This is a genomic window from Acinetobacter sp. YH12134, from assembly GCF_013418555.1.
Lineage (GTDB): Bacteria > Pseudomonadota > Gammaproteobacteria > Pseudomonadales > Moraxellaceae > Acinetobacter > Acinetobacter indicus.
On record NZ_VPBT01000020.1, the window covers coordinates 37,428 to 54,874 of the forward strand.

Here is a 17,447-nt window from a genome sequence, read left to right on the forward strand (position 1 = left end):
AATTTCAGTCATCTTCGTCGTCAAAATCATCTTCGTCGAAGTCATAATCAAAATCCTTGAGATCACGCTCCAGTCGACGCTGTGCCAGCAGATCATCAATCAAGCGACGTTTTTCTAACGATTCTTTCGCACTGATTTTACCTGCCGCTTCATCGAAGCTGACATCATCATCACCGTAGTTATCATCTAGTTCAAAATCTGTTGAAGACACTAAAACTACCTCAGAATGAAAAAATGTGAATGGGTTTAGCCGCTATTTATCTGCCTTTGAAAAAGTTGTCAAGTTTTATTTATATTTTTTGTTTTTCCCGACTATTTTTGGCTTGTATTTCGCGCTAAAATTTGTGTATTTATGAAGACCTTATCTGCATAAGTATAGTTTAAAGCATATGACAAGAATATTTCGCGGACAAAACGGATGCCAGACTTGAAAACCGGGCAAGATGCCCCATATTCCTATTCAGTTTTGCTTTCAAACATTTTTATAAAATCATGCTTGATTGATCAAATCAGAAACTTTTACAGCAAATTGTGCTATCATGCACGGTTTTTCACTGCCACAGATTCAACGAAGAGTAAGCAAAGATGAGCGATATGACTTCCCCTACTTCGCAAGTAGCGGCTCTGATTAGCCGAGGCAAAGAGCAAGGTTACCTAACTTATGCCGAGGTTAACGATCATCTCCCAGACTCAATCACGGAAAGCGAACAGATTGAAGACATCATCCAGATGCTTCAGGACGTGGGTATTCCTGTGCATGAACGTGCACCTGAATCTGATGATGCGATGTTCGAAGACACCACAGAAGCTGCAGATGAAGTCGCTGAAGAAGAAGCAGCGGCAGTACTGGCTTCTGTAGAAAATGAGCCTGGCCGTACCACGGACCCTGTGCGTATGTATATGCGTGAAATGGGGACCGTTGAGCTGTTAACGCGAGAAGGCGAAATTAGTATCGCGAAACGTATTGAAGAAGGCATCCGTGATGTGCTGCATTCAATTGCGTACTGGCCAAATGCCGTTGAAGTGGTTCTACAAGAATACAAAGATTATGAAAATGGCGAACGCCGCCTGGCCGATCTGCTTTCAGGTTACTTAGATCCTGAAACCGATGAAGAAATTCCGGAAGTGCTGGAAGATGAAGCCGTGCTCGACGATGAAGAAGAATCGAGCAGCAAGAGCACCAAAGATGTCAAACTTGATGACGACGATGAAGAAGAAGAGTCAGAATCGGATGATGATTCTGAAGCGGATTCTGGTCCGGACCCTGAAATTGCCAAAGTACGTTTTGCCGAGCTGACTGAAGCCTGGAAAAACACCAAAGACGTCATTGCAAAGCATGGCCGTAACAGCAAAGAAGCGGAAGCTGCGTTACAGGCTCTGGCCAGCGTGTTCATGATGTTCAAATTTGCGCCGCGCCTGTTTGATATTATTTCAGAAATGATTCGTGGCACGCATGACCAGATTCGTGCAGCAGAACGTGAAGTAATGCGTTATGCAGTACGTCGTGGCCGTATGGACCGTACCCAGTTCCGTACGACTTTCCCGGGTCAGGAATCTAATCCGGCATGGTTAGACGAACAGATTGCCAAAGCTCCTGCAGAGATGAAAGGCTACCTGGAAAAAGTGCGTCCTGACGTACTGGCCTTCCAGCAAAAAATTGCCGACATCGAAAAAGAGTTGGGTCTGAATGTTAAAGACATTAAAGACATTGCCAAACGTATGGCGGTGGGTGAAGCCAAAGCACGTCGCGCCAAGAAAGAAATGGTCGAAGCCAACTTGCGTCTGGTGATCTCGATTGCCAAGAAATACACCAACCGCGGCTTGCAGTTCCTGGATCTGATTCAGGAAGGTAACATCGGTCTGATGAAAGCGGTAGACAAGTTTGAATACCGTCGTGGTTACAAGTTCTCGACTTATGCGACTTGGTGGATTCGTCAGGCGATCACACGTTCGATTGCCGATCAGGCACGTACCATCCGTATTCCGGTACACATGATTGAAACCATTAACAAGATTAACCGTGTTTCTCGTCAGTTGTTGCAGGAAATGGGCCGCGAACCGACACCGGAAGAACTCGGTGAACGTCTGGAAATGGACGAAGTGAAGGTACGTAAAGTCCTGAAAATTGCCAAAGAACCGATTTCCATGGAAACGCCAATTGGTGATGATGAAGATTCGCATTTGGGTGACTTTATTGAAGACAGCAACATCACCTCTCCAGTCGATGCAGCGACTTCAGAAGGCTTAAAAGAAGCAACACGCGAAGTGCTGGAAAACCTGACTGAACGTGAAGCCAAAGTCCTGAAAATGCGTTTTGGTATTGATATGCCAACCGATCATACTCTGGAAGAAGTCGGTAAGCAGTTTGATGTGACCCGTGAACGGATCCGTCAGATTGAAGCCAAAGCCTTACGTAAATTACGTCACCCTTCCCGCTCTGAACACCTGCGTTCATTCCTGGAAAACGACTAAGTCAGCAGCGGCTTGAATTGGGATCAATCCATCCCCATTTAAGTAGCAATGCCAAAACGCCTGCGCCTTGCAGGCGTTTTTCAATCTTTTGAGGTAATTATGATTGACCGCACTCCCTCTCGTGAATTACAAGAGCATCTTTGGGTTTTTCCGATGGATTACCCGATTAAACTGATTGGTCTGGCCGGTGCAGAGCTGCGTCAAGCGGTGAACGATATTTTCGTGAAACACTTCCCGGACTTTGATGGCGACAAAATGACCGTGACCCCGTCGCGTACCGGTAAATACCACTCGATTACCGCACAGCTGCGTTTCGAGGAGCTGGAACAGGTGCATGCGGTCTATGCCGATTTAGCTGCCTGCCCGCTGATTAAAACCGCGCTTTAAGTTTCAAAAAAACACGCTTCATGCGTGTTTTTTTATGGCGTGCCGTGCAACCGCAGTAATTTAAAGCAGGCACACTCCTATTCCTATTCTGAATCATTATAATTCACATCAGCAGATTTCATTTTTAAGGACGCAGCCTGTGACCGATGCGCTTCAAAAACCGACCCTCATTATCCGTCAGTATTCGCAATTAACACCGTATCAAGACCGCTTTTTAGAGATGAAGCAGTTGACTGAACAGCGTGATGCCAATACCCCCGATGAGCTCTGGATTTTGCAGCATCATGAGGTGCTGACCCAAGGTCAGGCCGGCAAGGCAGAACATATTCTGATTCCCAGCCATATTCCGGTGGTACAAACCGACCGTGGTGGACAGGTGACCTGGCATGGTCCGGGCCAGCTGGTGGCGTATTTCCTGTTTGACCTGAACCGTTTGGGCTGGAATGTCCGCACGCTGGTATCGTATGCCGAAAACCTGATGATTGCGCTGCTCAAAAAATATGGTATTGAAGCTTATGCCAAAGCAGATGCGCCGGGTGTCTATGTCGCGGAGCGTAAAATTGGCTCATTGGGCTTTAAAATCCGCAAAGGCCGTAGTTACCATGGACTAGCGCTGAATATTGACTGTGATTTGAGTGGTTTTCAAACCATTAACCCCTGTGGGTATGCCGGTCTGGAAATGGTGCGCATTCAGGATTTAGTCCCAGACTATCCATCGTTTGAAACTTTATGCCGAGATATCATTGAAACTTTAGAGCACAGTGGTTACTTTAGTGAGGTTCAAACCATTCAAGCCTAAATGACTTTACTTTTGAATAAGAAATAAATTAGAGTATTTACTCTAAACCCAATAATAGATGTTAACAAAGGGACTCAGCGAGTGATTTCAAGCAAAACCGTGAAGCCCGCTTTGCAACAGGCCTATGTCAAACTCATGATGGATGTGATTGGCAGAGGTCTGGTGATGGCAAGCCAGGTCGATCAAGAAATAAAACAGGAAGTTGCAAAGTTTCCCGCAAATTTTATCCTGTCCATGAAAGTGTTTCCCAATGGACCTGCGTTCATTGCCCGGGTGACTGAAGATCATCAGCTCGAACTGCTGCCTGAACTGGATGGCAAACCCGATCTGGTCATTACCTTCAAGCATCTGACCCATGCCTTTTTGGTGTTCTCGTTTCAGGAAAGTACGGCACAGGCCTTTGCCCATGACCGCATGATTGCCGATGGTGACCTGTCTTATGCCATTCGTCTGGTGCGTTGCCTGAACAAAATGGAAGCCCTGATTTTGCCTAAACTGCTGGCAGAGCTGGCCGTCAAACAATACCCATCCGAACTTAACTTAAAAGAAAAACTCAGCGGAGCTGCCCATATTTACCTGAAAGTGGCTCAGTCCTATTTCCAACGGAGTGCATAACATGGCGAAGCCTTATTACGAATTTTTTTGTCCAGTCAAAGTCATTGCCGGCAATGCCGCACTGGAACACATTCCGTTTGAATTGGTGACTTTAGGTGCGAAACGCCCGCTGATCATTACCGACAAAGGCGTCCGTGGTAACAACCTGCTGGCCCCGGTTGAAGCGGCTTTTGAATCGACCGATGCTGAAATTGGCTATATTTTTGATGATGTACCACAGGATTCAAGTCTGGACACGGTACGTAAAGCGGCGCAGCTGTATCGTGACCACAACTGTGATGCCATTATTGCTGTCGGCGGCGGTTCGGTGATTGACACCTCTAAAGCTACCAATATTCTGGTGACGGAAGGCGGCGATGACCTGCTGAAATATTCCGGTGCGCACAATCTGCCAAAACCATTAAAGCCCTTCTTCGTGATTCCGACCACTTCAGGCACCGGTTCAGAAGTCACCATGGTCGCGGTGGTGTCAGATACTGAAAAGAATGTCAAAATGCCATTCGCCTCTTATTACCTGATGCCGCATGCCGCGATTCTGGACCCGCGCATGACCCAGACCCTGCCACCGCATTTAACGGCAATGACAGCTATGGATGCCATGACCCATGCGGTTGAAGCTTATAGCTGCATGGCCTCAAATCCGATTTCGGATGCCTATGCCACCGCCGCAATCAAGAAAATCAGCAATAACCTGTTTAAAGTGCTGGACAATCCAAGCGATGCCTATGGCCGTCTGGAACTGGCACAGGCCTCGACCATGGCTGGTATTGCCTTCTCCAATTCGATGGTGGGTCTGGTACATTCCCTCGGTCATGCCTTAGGTGCAGTGGCGCATCTGCCGCATGGACTGTGCATGAACCTGTTCTTACCCTATGTGCTGGAATACAACAAAGATGTCAATGGCGACAAAATTGCCGAACTGCTGCTGCCATTGGCCGGCCCGGATATTTATGCCCAGACTCCGGCGCATCTGCGTGCCGATAAAGCCATTGCTACCCTGCTGACCATGCGCGACCGTCTGTATGCCATGACCAAATTGCCACGCACCTTGAGTGAAACCGGCAAGGTTACAGAAGCGCAGCTGGATGAAGTGGCCGAAAAAGCCCTAAACGATGGCTCGATCATTTACAACCCGAAAGAAGCCAGTCTGGAAGATTTGAAATCTATCTTAAAAAAGGCTTGGTAATTTCCAGCAAATAGGCGAATATAGCCAAAATTTCTAGAAGCCTGATGTTTTTTTAAACATCAGGCTTTTACTATACCCAAGAAAAAGTTCTTATTTATTCAGATGATTGGCATATTTTCTGCTAAAAATTTCTGAAAAAGTTACTGACAAAAGCAACCATTTTGGAGTAGATTGGCGGACTTTTGTTTTATTGATAGGGGGGATCGTTCGTCTCAAACGATCCTTAGGAACATGACTGATCCTTGATCAACGATTAAGAGGATAACGCCGTTGACAAATATCTCTGGGACTCAATCGGCAGCTAAACTGCAAAAAACGCTAGGGCTCTGGCACATCATTATTATTGGTTTAGCATATATTCAACCAATGACCTTATTTGACACTTTCGGTTTAGTATCGGAAGAAAGTCATTTTCATGTACCCACCTCGTATATTTTTGCCTTGGTTGCAATCTTGCTGACCTCGTTAAGCTATGGTCACATGATTCGCCGCTACCCATCTTCGGGTTCTGCCTATACTTATGCGCAGAAATCCATTCACCCCAATGTTGGCTTTATGGTGGGCTGGTCATCCTGGCTCGACTACCTGCTGTCGCCAATGGTGAATATTATTCTGGCCGTGATTTATCTGGAAGCGCTGTTCCCGGATGTTAATCATTGGGTCTGGGTCATTGTACTGACCGCGTTTATGACCGGCATCAACCTGCGTGGTGCGCGTTTTGTCGCCAACTTCAACAGTCTGATTGTATTTATCCAGCTTCTGGTCATCGCGATCTTTACCTGGATGGTATTTACCAAACTGCAGGCCGGTTTTAATGCCGATGGCCCGATTAGTGCCGAACAGCGTTATCAGCTCTGGAGCCTGGAACCGTTCTGGAATGAGCTGACCTCAGTCGGTGCGCTGATTACCGGTGCTACCTTACTGTGCTTCTCCTTCACCGGTTTTGACTCCTTAAGCTCGCTGGCAGAAGAAACCAAAGATACCGAAAAGACCCTGCCAAAAGCGATTTTCCTGACTGCGTTAATTGCCGGGATCATCTTTATTGTCAGCACCTACTTCATGCAGATTTACTTCCCGAATGAACCGGGCAGCTACTTCAAGAATATTGCTGAAACTCAGCCAGAAATTCTGATGCTGGTGGGTGGTTCACTGTTCCAGTCCTATGTACTGACCTTCGCAATTGTAACGGTGATGGCTTCGGGTATTTCTGCACATGCTGGTGTATCCCGCTTAATGTACGTGATGGGCCGTGATGGCGTGATTAACAAGAAAATCTTTGGTCATATCAGCCCTCGTAACTTCACACCGTCTTATAACATTCTGATTGTCGGTGCGGTGGCCTTAACTGCGGGCTTTATGGATCTGGATTTCGTGATTTCCCTGATCAGCTTTGGTGCCCTGACTGCATTCAGTTTCGTTAACCTGTCAGTCATTTCACGCTATGCGCTACGTGATGGCCGTACCCGCAATGTTAAAGACATTCTGAACTTTGTGGTGGTGCCGCTCTGTGGTTTTATCGCGGTGTTTGCACTGTGGCTTGAAGTTGATGAAACATCATTGAAATATGGTTTATGGTGGGCAATGGCCGGTATTTTATACCTGGGTTATAAAACCAAAGGCTTTAAACACCCTGCGCCACAACACAATGAATTTGACGATAAACTCTAAGTTTAAGTCATTCAAAAAGGTGCTTCGGCACCTTTTTTGTTTCTACATTTCAGGTCAAGTTTTGACGGCTTGATCCTGCTCACTGAAAAATAATTCATCATAAAAAAACCAAGATCAGTGATCTTGGTTTTTTTATTCATCTTGATGGTCTGCCCTAGCTTAAAGGCTGAAAACCCTGCTGACGCCAGGCTTCATAAACAATAACTGCTGTGGCATTTGACAGGTTCAGACTGCGGGAGTTTTCTGCCATCGGCAAGCGAATCCAGTGCTCTTGTGGGAACATCAAACGCACATGCTCAGGCAAACCGCGGGTTTCTGGTCCCATCAACAAGGCCACAGGACGGTTTAAATCCGAAGTATGCGGGGTTTCTGTCCCCTTGGTGGTTAATGGATACACCGCATCCACACCTACGCCTTTACTGGCCAAATCGGCCAGACAGTCTTCAATTGAATCCCACAGTTGCATCCGCGCCCATTCGTGGTAATCCAGACCGGCACGTTTCAGCTTTTTATCATCCAGCTCAAAACCCAGGGGCTTGACCAGATGTAACTGAGCACCGGTATTGGCACAAAGCCGGATAATATTACCGGTATTGGCAGGAATTTCAGGCTCATATAACACAACGTGGATCACTTTTTACTCACTATCTGGTTGATTTAAGCAATTAAACTTTCTTGATGGGACAAGGACGCTGTCAGGGCTAAAGCGCTATGCGGTATTGCCCTTTTGCATCTCGGGCAACCATGATTCATCATGGCCACCGCTTTACTCAGGCGCAGCCTTCGCCTTGCGCTCGGGCAACGCAGTGCGTTGCTTTATCCTCTTTACTCAGGCGCAGCCTTCGCCTTGCGCTCGGGCAACGCAGTGCGTTGCTTTATCCTCGCTCATGCCATTGCAGTTGTTCGCGCAGCTTCACCACTTCACCAATAATGGTCAGAGTGGGTGCCTGAATTTGATGTTCAGTAACTTTAGATGCAATATCCGCCAAAGTCCCGACCACCACTTTCTGCTCCGGTGTGGTGCCTTTAGACACCAAGGCCACTGGCATATCCGGACGCTGGCCATGGGCAATCAGTTTCTGGCAGATTTTTTCCAGTCCCACCAGTCCCATATACAGCACCAGAGTCTGGTTTTCATAGACCAGCTCGCTCCACGGCAGTTCCGGTGAACCTTCTTTTAAATGCCCGGTCAGGAAACGTACGCTTTGTGCATAGTTGCGATGGGTTAAAGGAATACCGGCATAAGCTGAACAGCCCGATGCTGCGGTAATGCCCGGCACCACCTGAAAAGCCACGCCTGCAGCAAACAGCTCTTCAATTTCTTCACCGCCACGGCCAAAAATAAACGGATCACCGCCTTTTAAACGACAAACACGTTTACCTTCCTGCGCATACTTGACTAGCAAGGCATTAATGCCCTCTTGTGGCACAGCATGGTTGGAACGTGCTTTCCCAACATAAATTTTTTCAGCATCACGGCGGCACAATTCCATAATCGGATCGGACACCAGACGGTCGTAAATCACCACATCGGCCTGCTGCATCAAGCGCAGTGCTTTTAAGGTCAACAGCTCCGGATCACCCGGACCGGCACCGACCAGATACACTTCGCCTTTTGGCGTGGTCCATTCCTGCAAGGCCTGCTCAATCAAACGATTGGCTTCTTGCAGATTGTCATTAAAGACCTGCTCTTTAAGCGGACTGGCATACAGGTTTTCCCAGAAAATCCGGCGTTCATCCGGATTCTGGATTTTGGCCTTAACCGCAGCACGCCATTGACCGGAAAAACTCACCAGTTTGCCCATGCCATGCGGAATACTGGTTTCCAATTGGGTGCGAATCTGGCGCGACAACACCGGCGATGCACCATTCGTGGCCACTGCAATCAGCAAAGGCGAACGGTCGACAATAGCCGGCACCATAAAGCGGCAATGTGGCGGATCATCCACACTATTGACCAGCACATTTTCAGCTTCACAGGCCTCAAACACCTGACGGTTGATTGCTGCATCATCAGTGGCGGCGATCACCAGACGGTACTGGCGCAGCGGAATTTCAGTATTGAAGGCAGCAGCCTCATAGTGCCCCTGGCTCTGCTGGACCAGTTCCAGTAAAGCGGCATCAATGTCCGGCGCCACCACATCAATAATAGCGCCTGCTTTTTGCAGTAAACCGGCTTTACGGTAGGCAATATGGCCGCCACCGACAATCAGACAGCGTTGCTGTTGCAACTTTAACGAGATTGGAAAAATATCCACACACTACCTCAGTAATTTAGTTCTGATTGTCTTAAGCAAATTTTGTGCACAAATTGGTGCATCCTGTACATCGACCTGAATTTAGTCGATATATTCTGCACCACCCATGTACGGACGTAGCACTTCAGGCACTTCAATTGAGCCATCCGCGCGCTGATAGTTCTCCATCACGGCCAATAAGGTGCGTCCAACCGCCAGACCTGAACCATTCAAGGTATGTACAAATTCAGTTTTCTTCTGGTCGGCACGATAACGCGCTTTCATACGACGCGCCTGGAAATCACCCATGTTGGAACACGAAGAAATTTCACGATAGGTATTCTGACTTGGCACCCACACTTCCAGGTCATAGGTTTTGGTCGCACCAAAGCCCATATCACCACCACACAGGATGATTTTACGGTACGGCAAGCCCAGCGCCTGCAAAATGCCTTCTGCATGACCGGTCAACTCTTCCAGTGCCTGCATAGAATCTTCAGGTTTAACGATTTGCACCATTTCTACTTTATCAAACTGGTGCTGACGGATTAAACCACGCGTATCACGGCCATAAGAACCGGCTTCACTGCGGAAACATGGGGTATGCGCAGCATATTTCAGCGGTAAACGGTCGGCATCAATAATTTCGTCACGGACAAAGTTGGTGACTGGCACTTCCGCGGTTGGAATTAAATAGAACTCTTTTTCGCCCTGCAGCTTAAACAGGTCTTCTTCAAATTTTGGTAATTGACCGGTACCACGTAAAGAATCAGCATTGACCAGGTACGGCACATAGGCTTCGGTATAGCCATTTTTCAGGGTATGCGTATCCAGCATAAACTGGGTTAAAGCACGTTGCAGACGCGCCAATGGCCCTTTTAAAACGCTAAAGCGAGAACCGGTCAGCTTGGTCGCGGTTTCAAACTCCAGACCGCCCATCCATTCGCCTAAGTCGGTATGATCTTTGATTTCAAAATCAAATTCGCGTGGTGTACCCCAGGTCAGGATTTCCACGTTATCGGCTTCATCTTTACCTTCCGGCACAGATTCATGTGGCAGGTTAGGAATAGTCAGTGATTTGGTTTCAATTTCCGCCTGTAATTCATTTAAAGCCACTTCGGCTGCTTTAATTTCATCACCAATGGCTGACATACGTGCCATGATTTCTGAAGCATCACCACCGGCTTTTTTAATCTGACCGACCTGTTTGGCACCGGCATTACGCTCGGCCTGTAGAGCTTCCGTTTTGGACTGGATTTCTTTACGGCGAGCTTCCAATGATGCCCATTCTTCTACATTGAGTTGCACACCACGTTTTGCCAAGGCTAAATTTACAGCCTCAATATTATTTCTGAGTAATTTCGGGTCGATCATAGCCAATCTTTTGTAAAGAAAAAAACTGGCTATAGTGTAAGCGCTTCGGGTTAAAAAATACAGTAATCCGCTTCACGGCTGGGGCTTATTACAGCAATCTGGCGCAGTTTTTTCACAATTTACTGGGCCGGATACTTCGGCAAACTTGGCAGATATTCAGCTTTAATCAGTTTGTCCACCGCATAATACGGCAGCTCCAGTTCCGGCATGCCTTCTGCATAGGAAGCCAGCTCATACAATGGATAGACAAACACCAGCCCATTGGCGCCATAATAAAAATTGTCACTCAGTCGCAGTTTTTCACGCTGGATGTCGTGCTCATTCAGCCAGTTGTAATTATGGTTAAACAGTTCTTGTACCAGTTTGGCTTCATCACTATTCGGCAGCAGAATATCCTGCAAGGCCAGACGCTTCTTGCTGTTTAAATCAAAGGTCACAAACTCCTGATGATGCATGCCATGCGCTGCTCCGGCCGGATAACTATAACTTTGCATGCTAAAGGTAGCCAGACGGCCATGCTGGCCAATATAACGCACATAGGTAGAACTCAGACTAAGGCGGTTCGGTTCTTCTGTACTATTGGCCTCTGATGCTGACGATGCTGACGATGCTGACGATGCTGACGATGCTGACACAGTAGAAGCAGCATCTTCACTAAATGCAATCGGGTCGGCCTTTTTAATCCGCTGCATAAAATACGCATTAATCCACGGCACATTGGTATTGACCGTCTGAATATCGTATTCGGTACAGCCCTCTTCATCACAGCGCTGCTGCTGTTTCAGTTCCACCGGCACCACTTTGGCCTGAATCACGGGAATAGCAGCCGCCTGAGTCTGACTTTGCTCGGCCTCCACCTGAGGTGCGGCATCCTGCTTCGGCTGACAGGCACTTAACATTAATGCCGTGGTCAGTGCGATTGTCGTGGTGAGCAGATTTGATTTCAGATGTTGCATTGTATTTCCCCTATTTTCATGCTGCAATTTTCAGCAGTTTTCACCCCGCTAAGGCGTTGTATACGCACAATTTAGCCGTTTACCACTATATAAAACTCCTGCTGTTCGATCCTAGAGCAGTTCTGTAACCTGCGATAAAAAATGAAAAATCAACCAAAAACCGCCCACAGCAGTACATCCCAAAATTTATAATATTCCATTAAAATTCATAATGATAATTTTAAAATAAAATTAAATCCTGACTGCACCCTAATCGTGCATCTGCAGCCCATTCAATGGGAAAAATAAATTATCCCAAGATTTATCCACAGAAATTGTGGATTCTTTCACAGGGCAAAAGCAGACAGATCAGCCGTGATTCTGGTTAATCCTTATTTTTGATTAATTTTTAACCATTTTCAGGGGGCAATTTTTATTGCCATTTCGTGCATGTCCGCATGACCTAAGTCGCTCAATTGACTTTCCGTACACTCCTGCCATTGGGCGATTATTCACCTAAAAATAAAGGAGCCATTAAAATGGCTCCTTTATGTTTTGCTTTCACAGATAAAATCTTTTTTAAGAAATGATCAGCACCCCTTATTGATCAATAATATCTGTGCCTTTTGGTGGGGTGAAATTAAAGGTCGAGTTGGCAATGTTCGGGTTCACCTTCACATTGTTAAAACGTACATAGGTGGTTTGACCTAAAGAATCTTCCAGAATCATCAGGCTTGGTGCTTTGTTGGCACCGAAACTAATGGTCAGACTCTGGAAAGCACCGTCATCACTTTTTGGATACAGGGTGTAATAGGTTTTGCCTTTGTTTGGCTGGGTCACCCGGTATGACTGCATAATCTGGTTGGTATTGCCCGATAATAACAGTGCTGGTGTATTGGCAACCTGCTCATCCAGGTTTTGACGCACGGCCTGCTGCAAGTCCGGGTCATAAATCCAGACTGTTTTCCCTGAGGTCACAATGGTCTGTTTGGCCGGACTGGTGGTTTCCCAATAGAATTTCCCCGGGCGCGCCACTTTCATTACGCCTTTAAATTCCTGATTCATATGCTGGGCAGTCAGGCCCTTGTTTTTAGGCGCTTTGCCGCTGGTTTTGGTGGTCTGCTCAAAGTTAGCGGTCATACTTTTAATATGACTCAATTGTTTGACCAGATTGGCAGTGGCTTGCTGCTCCGATGCTGCCACAGGCGCAGCATACACAGTCGTACTCATCACTGGTGCCAGCGTTGCAGCACCCAATGCCATAGCACACATGGTTTGACGAAGCATTTTCATAGATTCACCTTTTATTGTTGCATATCGCAATGTATTCATGGACTCATCTTAAACCAAATAAAGTGCCTAAATTTAGAGAAAATAAGAAGTTTTGTATGTTTATTAATATCAAATGTTCTTTTTTATCCATCATCATGAAGATCAGGGTTGCTCTCTTTCCCGATGCGACATGCATAAAAAAACCCACAGAAAACTGTGGGTTTTTGTTCTATTGAATCTTATTCAACAGATACGTAGCGACGGCCAAATTGACCTTTCACTTCGAATTTTACTACGCCGTCAGCAGTAGCAAATAAAGTATGGTCACGGCCCATACCTACATTTGCACCAGCGTGGAATTCTGTACCACGTTGACGAACGATGATGTTACCTGCAGTTACAGTTTGACCACCGTAAACTTTAACACCTAACATCTTAGGATTCGAATCACGACCGTTCTTAGTAGAACCACCGGCTTTTTTAGATGCCATGTCTCATTACTCCTAGTGATTAGCCTGAAATACCAGTAATTTTCAACTCGGTGAACCATTGACGGTGACCTTGTTGCTTACGGTAGTGCTTACGACGACGCATTTTGATGATGCGGATTTTGTCGTGACGGCCATGGCCAACCACTTCTGCAGTTACTTTAGCGCCAGCTACAACTGGAGCACCGATTTGAATGCTATCACCGTTTACAAGCATTAATACGTCATCAAACGTAATGGTTGCGCCAGTTTCAGCTTTCAATAATTCAACTTTAAGGGTTTCACCCTCAACTACACGGTGCTGTTTACCACCGCTTTGGATTACTGCGTACATAATGTACTCCAAACATGCCCGTGTCGTCGTGCCGGTAAAGGGATATACCGATCTTAAAACGAACGCCACTGGGGTTATACAAGGGCAGAGATTTTAAGGGATAACGCTTCAAACAACAAGAGATTTAGCCAAAATATTGCATCAGCCGGCTGTTTATTTTATAAACATGCAACGAAAAGCAACAAAAATGTTCAAAACCCTACATTTTTCATTGATCTAATCAAATTGCTTGTTAGAATCGAAAACGCTAGCATGCTGATGCTATCACCGCTGCCTGTCACCGGGAGGCCATTAGCGCCAGCACGAACAGGAAAGCAGACCATTGCCTCGTACTTCATAACGACAACCACAATGGCCGCACCGCAGATTGCAGATTTCCTGTCCAGACGTTTTTCATTGTTACACTATATCGTTGTTACTTGACACAATTGAGGTTCTCCTTCACATGACCATCGACTTTAAGCAAGATATTCTCGCGCCTGTTGCTTCCGATTTTGCCGCGATGGATCAGTTTATTAATGAAGGCATTACCTCAAAAGTCGCACTGGTTATGGCGGTCAGCAAGCATGTGGTGGAAGCCGGCGGCAAACGTATGCGTCCGATTATGTGCTTACTGGCGGCCAAAGCCTGCGGCGCAGAAGATCTGGAACAGGCGCGCAGACTGGCGGCGATTATTGAAATGCTGCATACCGCAACCCTGGTGCATGATGATGTGGTCGATGAATCTGGCTTGCGTCGTGGCCGTCCAACCGCCAATGCCACCTGGAATAACCAGACCGCCGTATTGGTCGGTGACTTCCTGATTTCGCGCGCCTTTGACCTGCTGGTCGATTTAGACAACATGACCTTGCTAAAAGATTTCTCGACCGGCACCTGTGAAATTGCCGAAGGTGAAGTACTACAGTTGCAATCGCAGCATCAGCCGGACACCACCGAACAGACGTATTTAGATATTATTCACGGCAAAACCTCGCGCCTGTTTGAACTGGCCACCGAAGGTGCCGCCATTTTAACCAACAAGCCGGAATACCGTGAACCGTTACGTGTCTTTGCCGGCCATTTTGGCAATGCCTTCCAGATCATTGACGATATTCTGGATTACACCTCAGATGCCGAAACCCTGGGTAAAAATATCGGCGATGACCTGATGGAAGGTAAACCGACCTTGCCTTTAATTGCCGCCCTGAAAAATACCACAGGTGCGCAACATGAAATTATCCGCCGCAGTATTGCTACGGGTGGAACCTCCGAATTGGCGCAGGTTATCGAGATTGTACAGACCTCTGGTGCATTGGATTATTGCCAGCAGCGTGCCACGGAAGAAACCGAAGCCGCAATTGCGGCCTTAAATGCCTTGCCAGATACAATCTATCGTCAGGCCCTGGTCAATCTGGCCAAGCTGGCCCTGCACCGAATTCAATAAATAGCTTCATCCTTGCCTATGCATATAAAATTTTATGACCTATTCCTGAACATGCAGGATCAGCTGGAAACCACGCCCGCTGATCTTGACGAGCAACTGCTCATTGAGCTGGTCAACCGTATTCGACCAGCCAACACCGAAAATAGCGAAGAAATACAAGAAAAGTTTCAGGCCTTTTTACATGCCCTGCTGATTACGCCCAATGCCGCCAATACCTTACAAAGTTTTGTGCTCTGCTTAATCAGCCAGTACAAACAGACCAGCCTGTATGCCGATACCGGCATCCTGTCTTTAGATGGTTTCTGGAGCCAGCTGTTTCAGCGCCTAGGGGCGCATTTTTTACCGCTGATTAATGATCAGAGCCAGCTGCAGGACTTGCTGCGCCGCATTTTCCATCAGCGCAGTGATAAATACTGGCTGGATGATATTGAAGATCAGCAGTGGCAGCAGCTGTTTCGCCTGCTGAATCAGGGCCATCGTAATCAGGATGATAAAAAACTGATTCGTCAGGAAATCATTAAAGCCATTACCGTGCTGTCCTATCGGGTCAGCGGAATTGGTTTATATCCGGAATTTATTAATGCCCATCCGGAACTGACCGAATACGAATCACCATTTTTAGTGCAGAACCGTGAAATCAACGATTTCATTGTGCAATATAAAAACCTGCATCAAAGTGCCGACAAATTTGAAGCGGTAATTCCACCGGATGCCTCACAGGCGCTGGTGATGATTGACCAGTGCCGTAACGTCAGCCATAAAATTCGCCGGGCCACCAAACGGATTGGGGTCAGTGTCAGCCTGACCTATTTGCTGTCCTTACTGGAACAGTGTCTGGACCGGATTGAACTGCTGCTGAACCTGATTGTTGAAGAAGATGATGTGCGTTATAGCGCCATGGGCGAGCTACTGGTCGATATTACCACCGCGCTGTATAGCGAACGCAGTGTCCGCTCCCTGCTGGCTACCAACAGTGAATTGATGGCCTTGCAGGTGACTGAAAATGCCAGTAAAACCGGTGAACATTATGTAAGTACCGACAAGGCCGGCTTTCTGGAAATGTATAAATCGGCTGCCGGGGCCGGGGTGATTATTGCCACCATGGCCACCCTTAAGGTGCTGGCGGCACGTTTAACCTTGGCGCCGCTGATGCAGGCCTTTATTAACAGCATGAACTACTCGCTGGGCTTTATGCTGATTCATGTGCTGCACTTTACTGTGGCCACCAAACAGCCGGCGATGACCGCTGCCGCACTGGCTTCGACCGTACAGCATCGCAAAGGCTCGAAAATGGCGCAAATTGCCGAGCTGGCCGCGCTGATTATCAATATTATCCGAACCCAGTTTATTGCCATTCTGGGCAATATCTCGATTGCCATTCCGGTGGCCGCCCTAATTGCCTTTATGTGGGATGCGGCGTTGCATGAGCCTTTAATGAACCATGCCAAAGCCAGCAAAATGCTGCATGACCTGAATCCGTTTACCTCTCTGGCAATTCCACACGCAGCCATTGCCGGTGTGTGTCTGTTTTTATCGGGCCTGATTGCTGGTTACTTCGATAATATGGCGGTGTATCGCAAAGTCGGACCACGGCTACAGGCGCATGCCAAACTGAAAAAATGGATGAGTCAGGAACGGCTGGACCGTTTTGCCGCCTATATTGAACGGAACTTGGGCGCACTGGCCGGTAATTTCCTGTTCGGGGTTATGCTCGGCAGTATGGGCACAATTGGTTATATTCTGGGTCTGCCTTTAGATATCCGGCATATTGCCTTTGCCTCGGCCAACTTTATTCAGGGTTTGATGAACGTCAACGGTAGTCCGGAAATTGGCCTGATTATTGTGTCTTTCCTGGGTGTACTGTTAATTGGCCTGACCAACTTATTTGTCAGCTTTACCCTCACCATTATTGTGGCCCTGCGCGCACGTCGGGTACGTTTTGAACAGTGGAAGCCATTGGCCAAACTGGTCATGACCCATTTCCTGACCCGGCCCAGTGACTTTTTCTGGCCACCGAAGCAACCTGTTGAAGTTGAAGAACAATCTGGCCCGGCCAAGGGTCATCATTAAGGAATTTGTTCTCTGTACACGACAAATTTCACAGAACCCTTATCCTATCAGGGTTCTGCCTTCTTAAAATTGCCAAAATTTCCTTAAACTCTTCTTTTTTCCCAAAACCAATTAAACGCTGAATCGCCATTTGAACATAGTCTAAACCATAGCGAAATAAACTCATTGAGAGTCGTCCATGCTTCTT

The 17,447-nt window shown here is 47.1% G+C and carries 16 protein-coding genes and 1 pseudogene; 8 read left to right on the top strand and 9 right to left on the bottom strand.

Annotated features, from left to right (window positions below; genetic code table 11):
- Positions 1-4: 4 nt before the first annotated feature.
- Positions 5-211, bottom strand: a complete 207-nt coding sequence (locus FTU69_RS11575) for a PA3496 family putative envelope integrity protein (RefSeq protein ID WP_005176134.1) — start codon at positions 209-211, stop codon at positions 5-7.
- A gap of 374 nt (positions 212-585) precedes the next feature.
- Between FTU69_RS11575 and rpoD the strand changes: the two genes are divergently transcribed.
- The 6 genes from rpoD to FTU69_RS11605 all read left to right on the top strand — a co-directional run bounded on the left by rpoD (position 586) and on the right by FTU69_RS11605 (position 7,127).
- Positions 586-2,472 (top strand): RNA polymerase sigma factor RpoD, encoded by a 1,887-nt coding sequence (gene rpoD, locus FTU69_RS11580; protein WP_104472137.1) that lies wholly within the window; start codon positions 586-588, stop codon positions 2,470-2,472.
- Between the two features lie 99 nt (positions 2,473-2,571).
- Positions 2,572-2,859 carry a YbeD family protein gene (locus FTU69_RS11585; protein ID WP_005176130.1) on the top strand — a complete coding sequence of 96 codons (288 nt, stop codon included), beginning with the start codon at positions 2,572-2,574 and terminating at the stop codon, positions 2,857-2,859.
- Positions 2,860-2,998: 139 nt separating this feature from the next.
- The gene (lipB, locus tag FTU69_RS11590) at positions 2,999-3,658 is read left to right on the top strand and encodes a lipoyl(octanoyl) transferase LipB (RefSeq protein WP_005176127.1); all 660 of its coding nucleotides are present in this window, start codon (positions 2,999-3,001) and stop codon (positions 3,656-3,658) included.
- 81 nt (positions 3,659-3,739) lie between these two features.
- Positions 3,740-4,273 carry a hypothetical protein gene (locus FTU69_RS11595; RefSeq protein ID WP_160241544.1) on the top strand — a complete coding sequence of 178 codons (534 nt, stop codon included), beginning with the start codon at positions 3,740-3,742 and terminating at the stop codon, positions 4,271-4,273.
- Between the two features lies 1 nt (position 4,274).
- Positions 4,275-5,459 (top strand): iron-containing alcohol dehydrogenase, encoded by a 1,185-nt coding sequence (locus FTU69_RS11600; RefSeq protein ID WP_005176121.1) that lies wholly within the window; start codon positions 4,275-4,277, stop codon positions 5,457-5,459.
- A 270-nt stretch (positions 5,460-5,729) separates the two neighbouring features.
- On the top strand, positions 5,730-7,127 hold the full coding sequence (locus tag FTU69_RS11605) for an APC family permease (RefSeq protein WP_005176119.1): 1,398 nt from the start codon (positions 5,730-5,732) through the stop codon (positions 7,125-7,127).
- 154 nt (positions 7,128-7,281) lie between these two features.
- On the opposite strand, the gene FTU69_RS11610 is transcribed toward FTU69_RS11605, so the two are convergent.
- The 7 genes from FTU69_RS11610 to rplU form a co-directional block, all read right to left on the bottom strand.
- Entirely contained in the window at positions 7,282-7,761 is a 480-nt protein-coding gene (locus FTU69_RS11610) for a tRNA (cytidine(34)-2'-O)-methyltransferase (RefSeq protein ID WP_045796434.1), read from the bottom strand.
- A 241-nt stretch (positions 7,762-8,002) separates the two neighbouring features.
- The gene (gene cysG, locus FTU69_RS11615; RefSeq protein ID WP_180103922.1) at positions 8,003-9,385 is read right to left on the bottom strand and encodes a siroheme synthase CysG; all 1,383 of its coding nucleotides are present in this window, start codon (positions 9,383-9,385) and stop codon (positions 8,003-8,005) included.
- A gap of 81 nt (positions 9,386-9,466) precedes the next feature.
- The gene (gene serS, locus FTU69_RS11620; protein ID WP_016659896.1) at positions 9,467-10,738 is read right to left on the bottom strand and encodes a serine--tRNA ligase; all 1,272 of its coding nucleotides are present in this window, start codon (positions 10,736-10,738) and stop codon (positions 9,467-9,469) included.
- Positions 10,739-10,857: 119 nt separating this feature from the next.
- On the bottom strand, positions 10,858-11,694 hold the full coding sequence (locus FTU69_RS11625; RefSeq protein ID WP_180103923.1) for a DUF3298 domain-containing protein: 837 nt from the start codon (positions 11,692-11,694) through the stop codon (positions 10,858-10,860).
- Positions 11,695-12,273: 579 nt separating this feature from the next.
- The gene (lolA, locus tag FTU69_RS11630) at positions 12,274-12,966 is read right to left on the bottom strand and encodes an outer membrane lipoprotein chaperone LolA (RefSeq protein ID WP_016659894.1); all 693 of its coding nucleotides are present in this window, start codon (positions 12,964-12,966) and stop codon (positions 12,274-12,276) included.
- A 218-nt stretch (positions 12,967-13,184) separates the two neighbouring features.
- Positions 13,185-13,436, bottom strand: a complete 252-nt coding sequence (gene rpmA, locus FTU69_RS11635) for a 50S ribosomal protein L27 (RefSeq protein ID WP_005176106.1) — start codon at positions 13,434-13,436, stop codon at positions 13,185-13,187.
- Between the two features lie 19 nt (positions 13,437-13,455).
- Positions 13,456-13,767, bottom strand: coding sequence for a 50S ribosomal protein L21 (gene rplU, locus FTU69_RS11640; protein WP_005176105.1), 312 nt, complete (start codon positions 13,765-13,767; stop codon positions 13,456-13,458).
- 445 nt (positions 13,768-14,212) lie between these two features.
- Here rplU and sdsA point away from each other — a divergent pair, with 445 nt between their 5' ends.
- Entirely contained in the window at positions 14,213-15,190 is a 978-nt protein-coding gene (gene sdsA, locus FTU69_RS11645; RefSeq protein WP_168406974.1) for an All-trans-nonaprenyl-diphosphate synthase, read from the top strand.
- Positions 15,191-15,208: 18 nt separating this feature from the next.
- A complete protein-coding gene (locus tag FTU69_RS11650; RefSeq protein ID WP_160241549.1) occupies positions 15,209-17,260 on the top strand; it encodes a site-specific recombinase in 2,052 nt (683 codons plus the stop codon).
- Positions 17,261-17,288: 28 nt separating this feature from the next.
- Here the strand turns inward: FTU69_RS11650 and FTU69_RS11655 are convergent.
- Positions 17,289-17,447, bottom strand: a pseudogene (locus FTU69_RS11655) (IS4 family transposase); the annotation flags it as partial.

Excerpts from the sequence above, each read along its gene's own strand:
- rpoD (WP_104472137.1), top strand. The coding sequence starts at position 586 with ATGAGCGATATGACTTCCCCTACTTCGCAAGTAGCGGCTCTGATTAGC.
- FTU69_RS11585 (WP_005176130.1), top strand. The coding sequence starts at position 2,572 with ATGATTGACCGCACTCCCTCTCGTGAATTACAAGAGCATCTTTGGGTT.
- FTU69_RS11600 (WP_005176121.1), top strand. The coding sequence starts at position 4,275 with ATGGCGAAGCCTTATTACGAATTTTTTTGTCCAGTCAAAGTCATTGCC.
- serS (WP_016659896.1), bottom strand. The coding sequence starts at position 10,738 with ATGATCGACCCGAAATTACTCAGAAATAATATTGAGGCTGTAAATTTA.
- FTU69_RS11625 (WP_180103923.1), bottom strand. The coding sequence starts at position 11,694 with ATGCAACATCTGAAATCAAATCTGCTCACCACGACAATCGCACTGACC.
- lolA (WP_016659894.1), bottom strand. The coding sequence starts at position 12,966 with ATGAAAATGCTTCGTCAAACCATGTGTGCTATGGCATTGGGTGCTGCA.
- rpmA (WP_005176106.1), bottom strand. The coding sequence starts at position 13,436 with ATGGCATCTAAAAAAGCCGGTGGTTCTACTAAGAACGGTCGTGATTCG.
- rplU (WP_005176105.1), bottom strand. The coding sequence starts at position 13,767 with ATGTACGCAGTAATCCAAAGCGGTGGTAAACAGCACCGTGTAGTTGAG.
- sdsA (WP_168406974.1), top strand. The coding sequence starts at position 14,213 with ATGACCATCGACTTTAAGCAAGATATTCTCGCGCCTGTTGCTTCCGAT.
- FTU69_RS11650 (WP_160241549.1), top strand. The coding sequence starts at position 15,209 with ATGCATATAAAATTTTATGACCTATTCCTGAACATGCAGGATCAGCTG.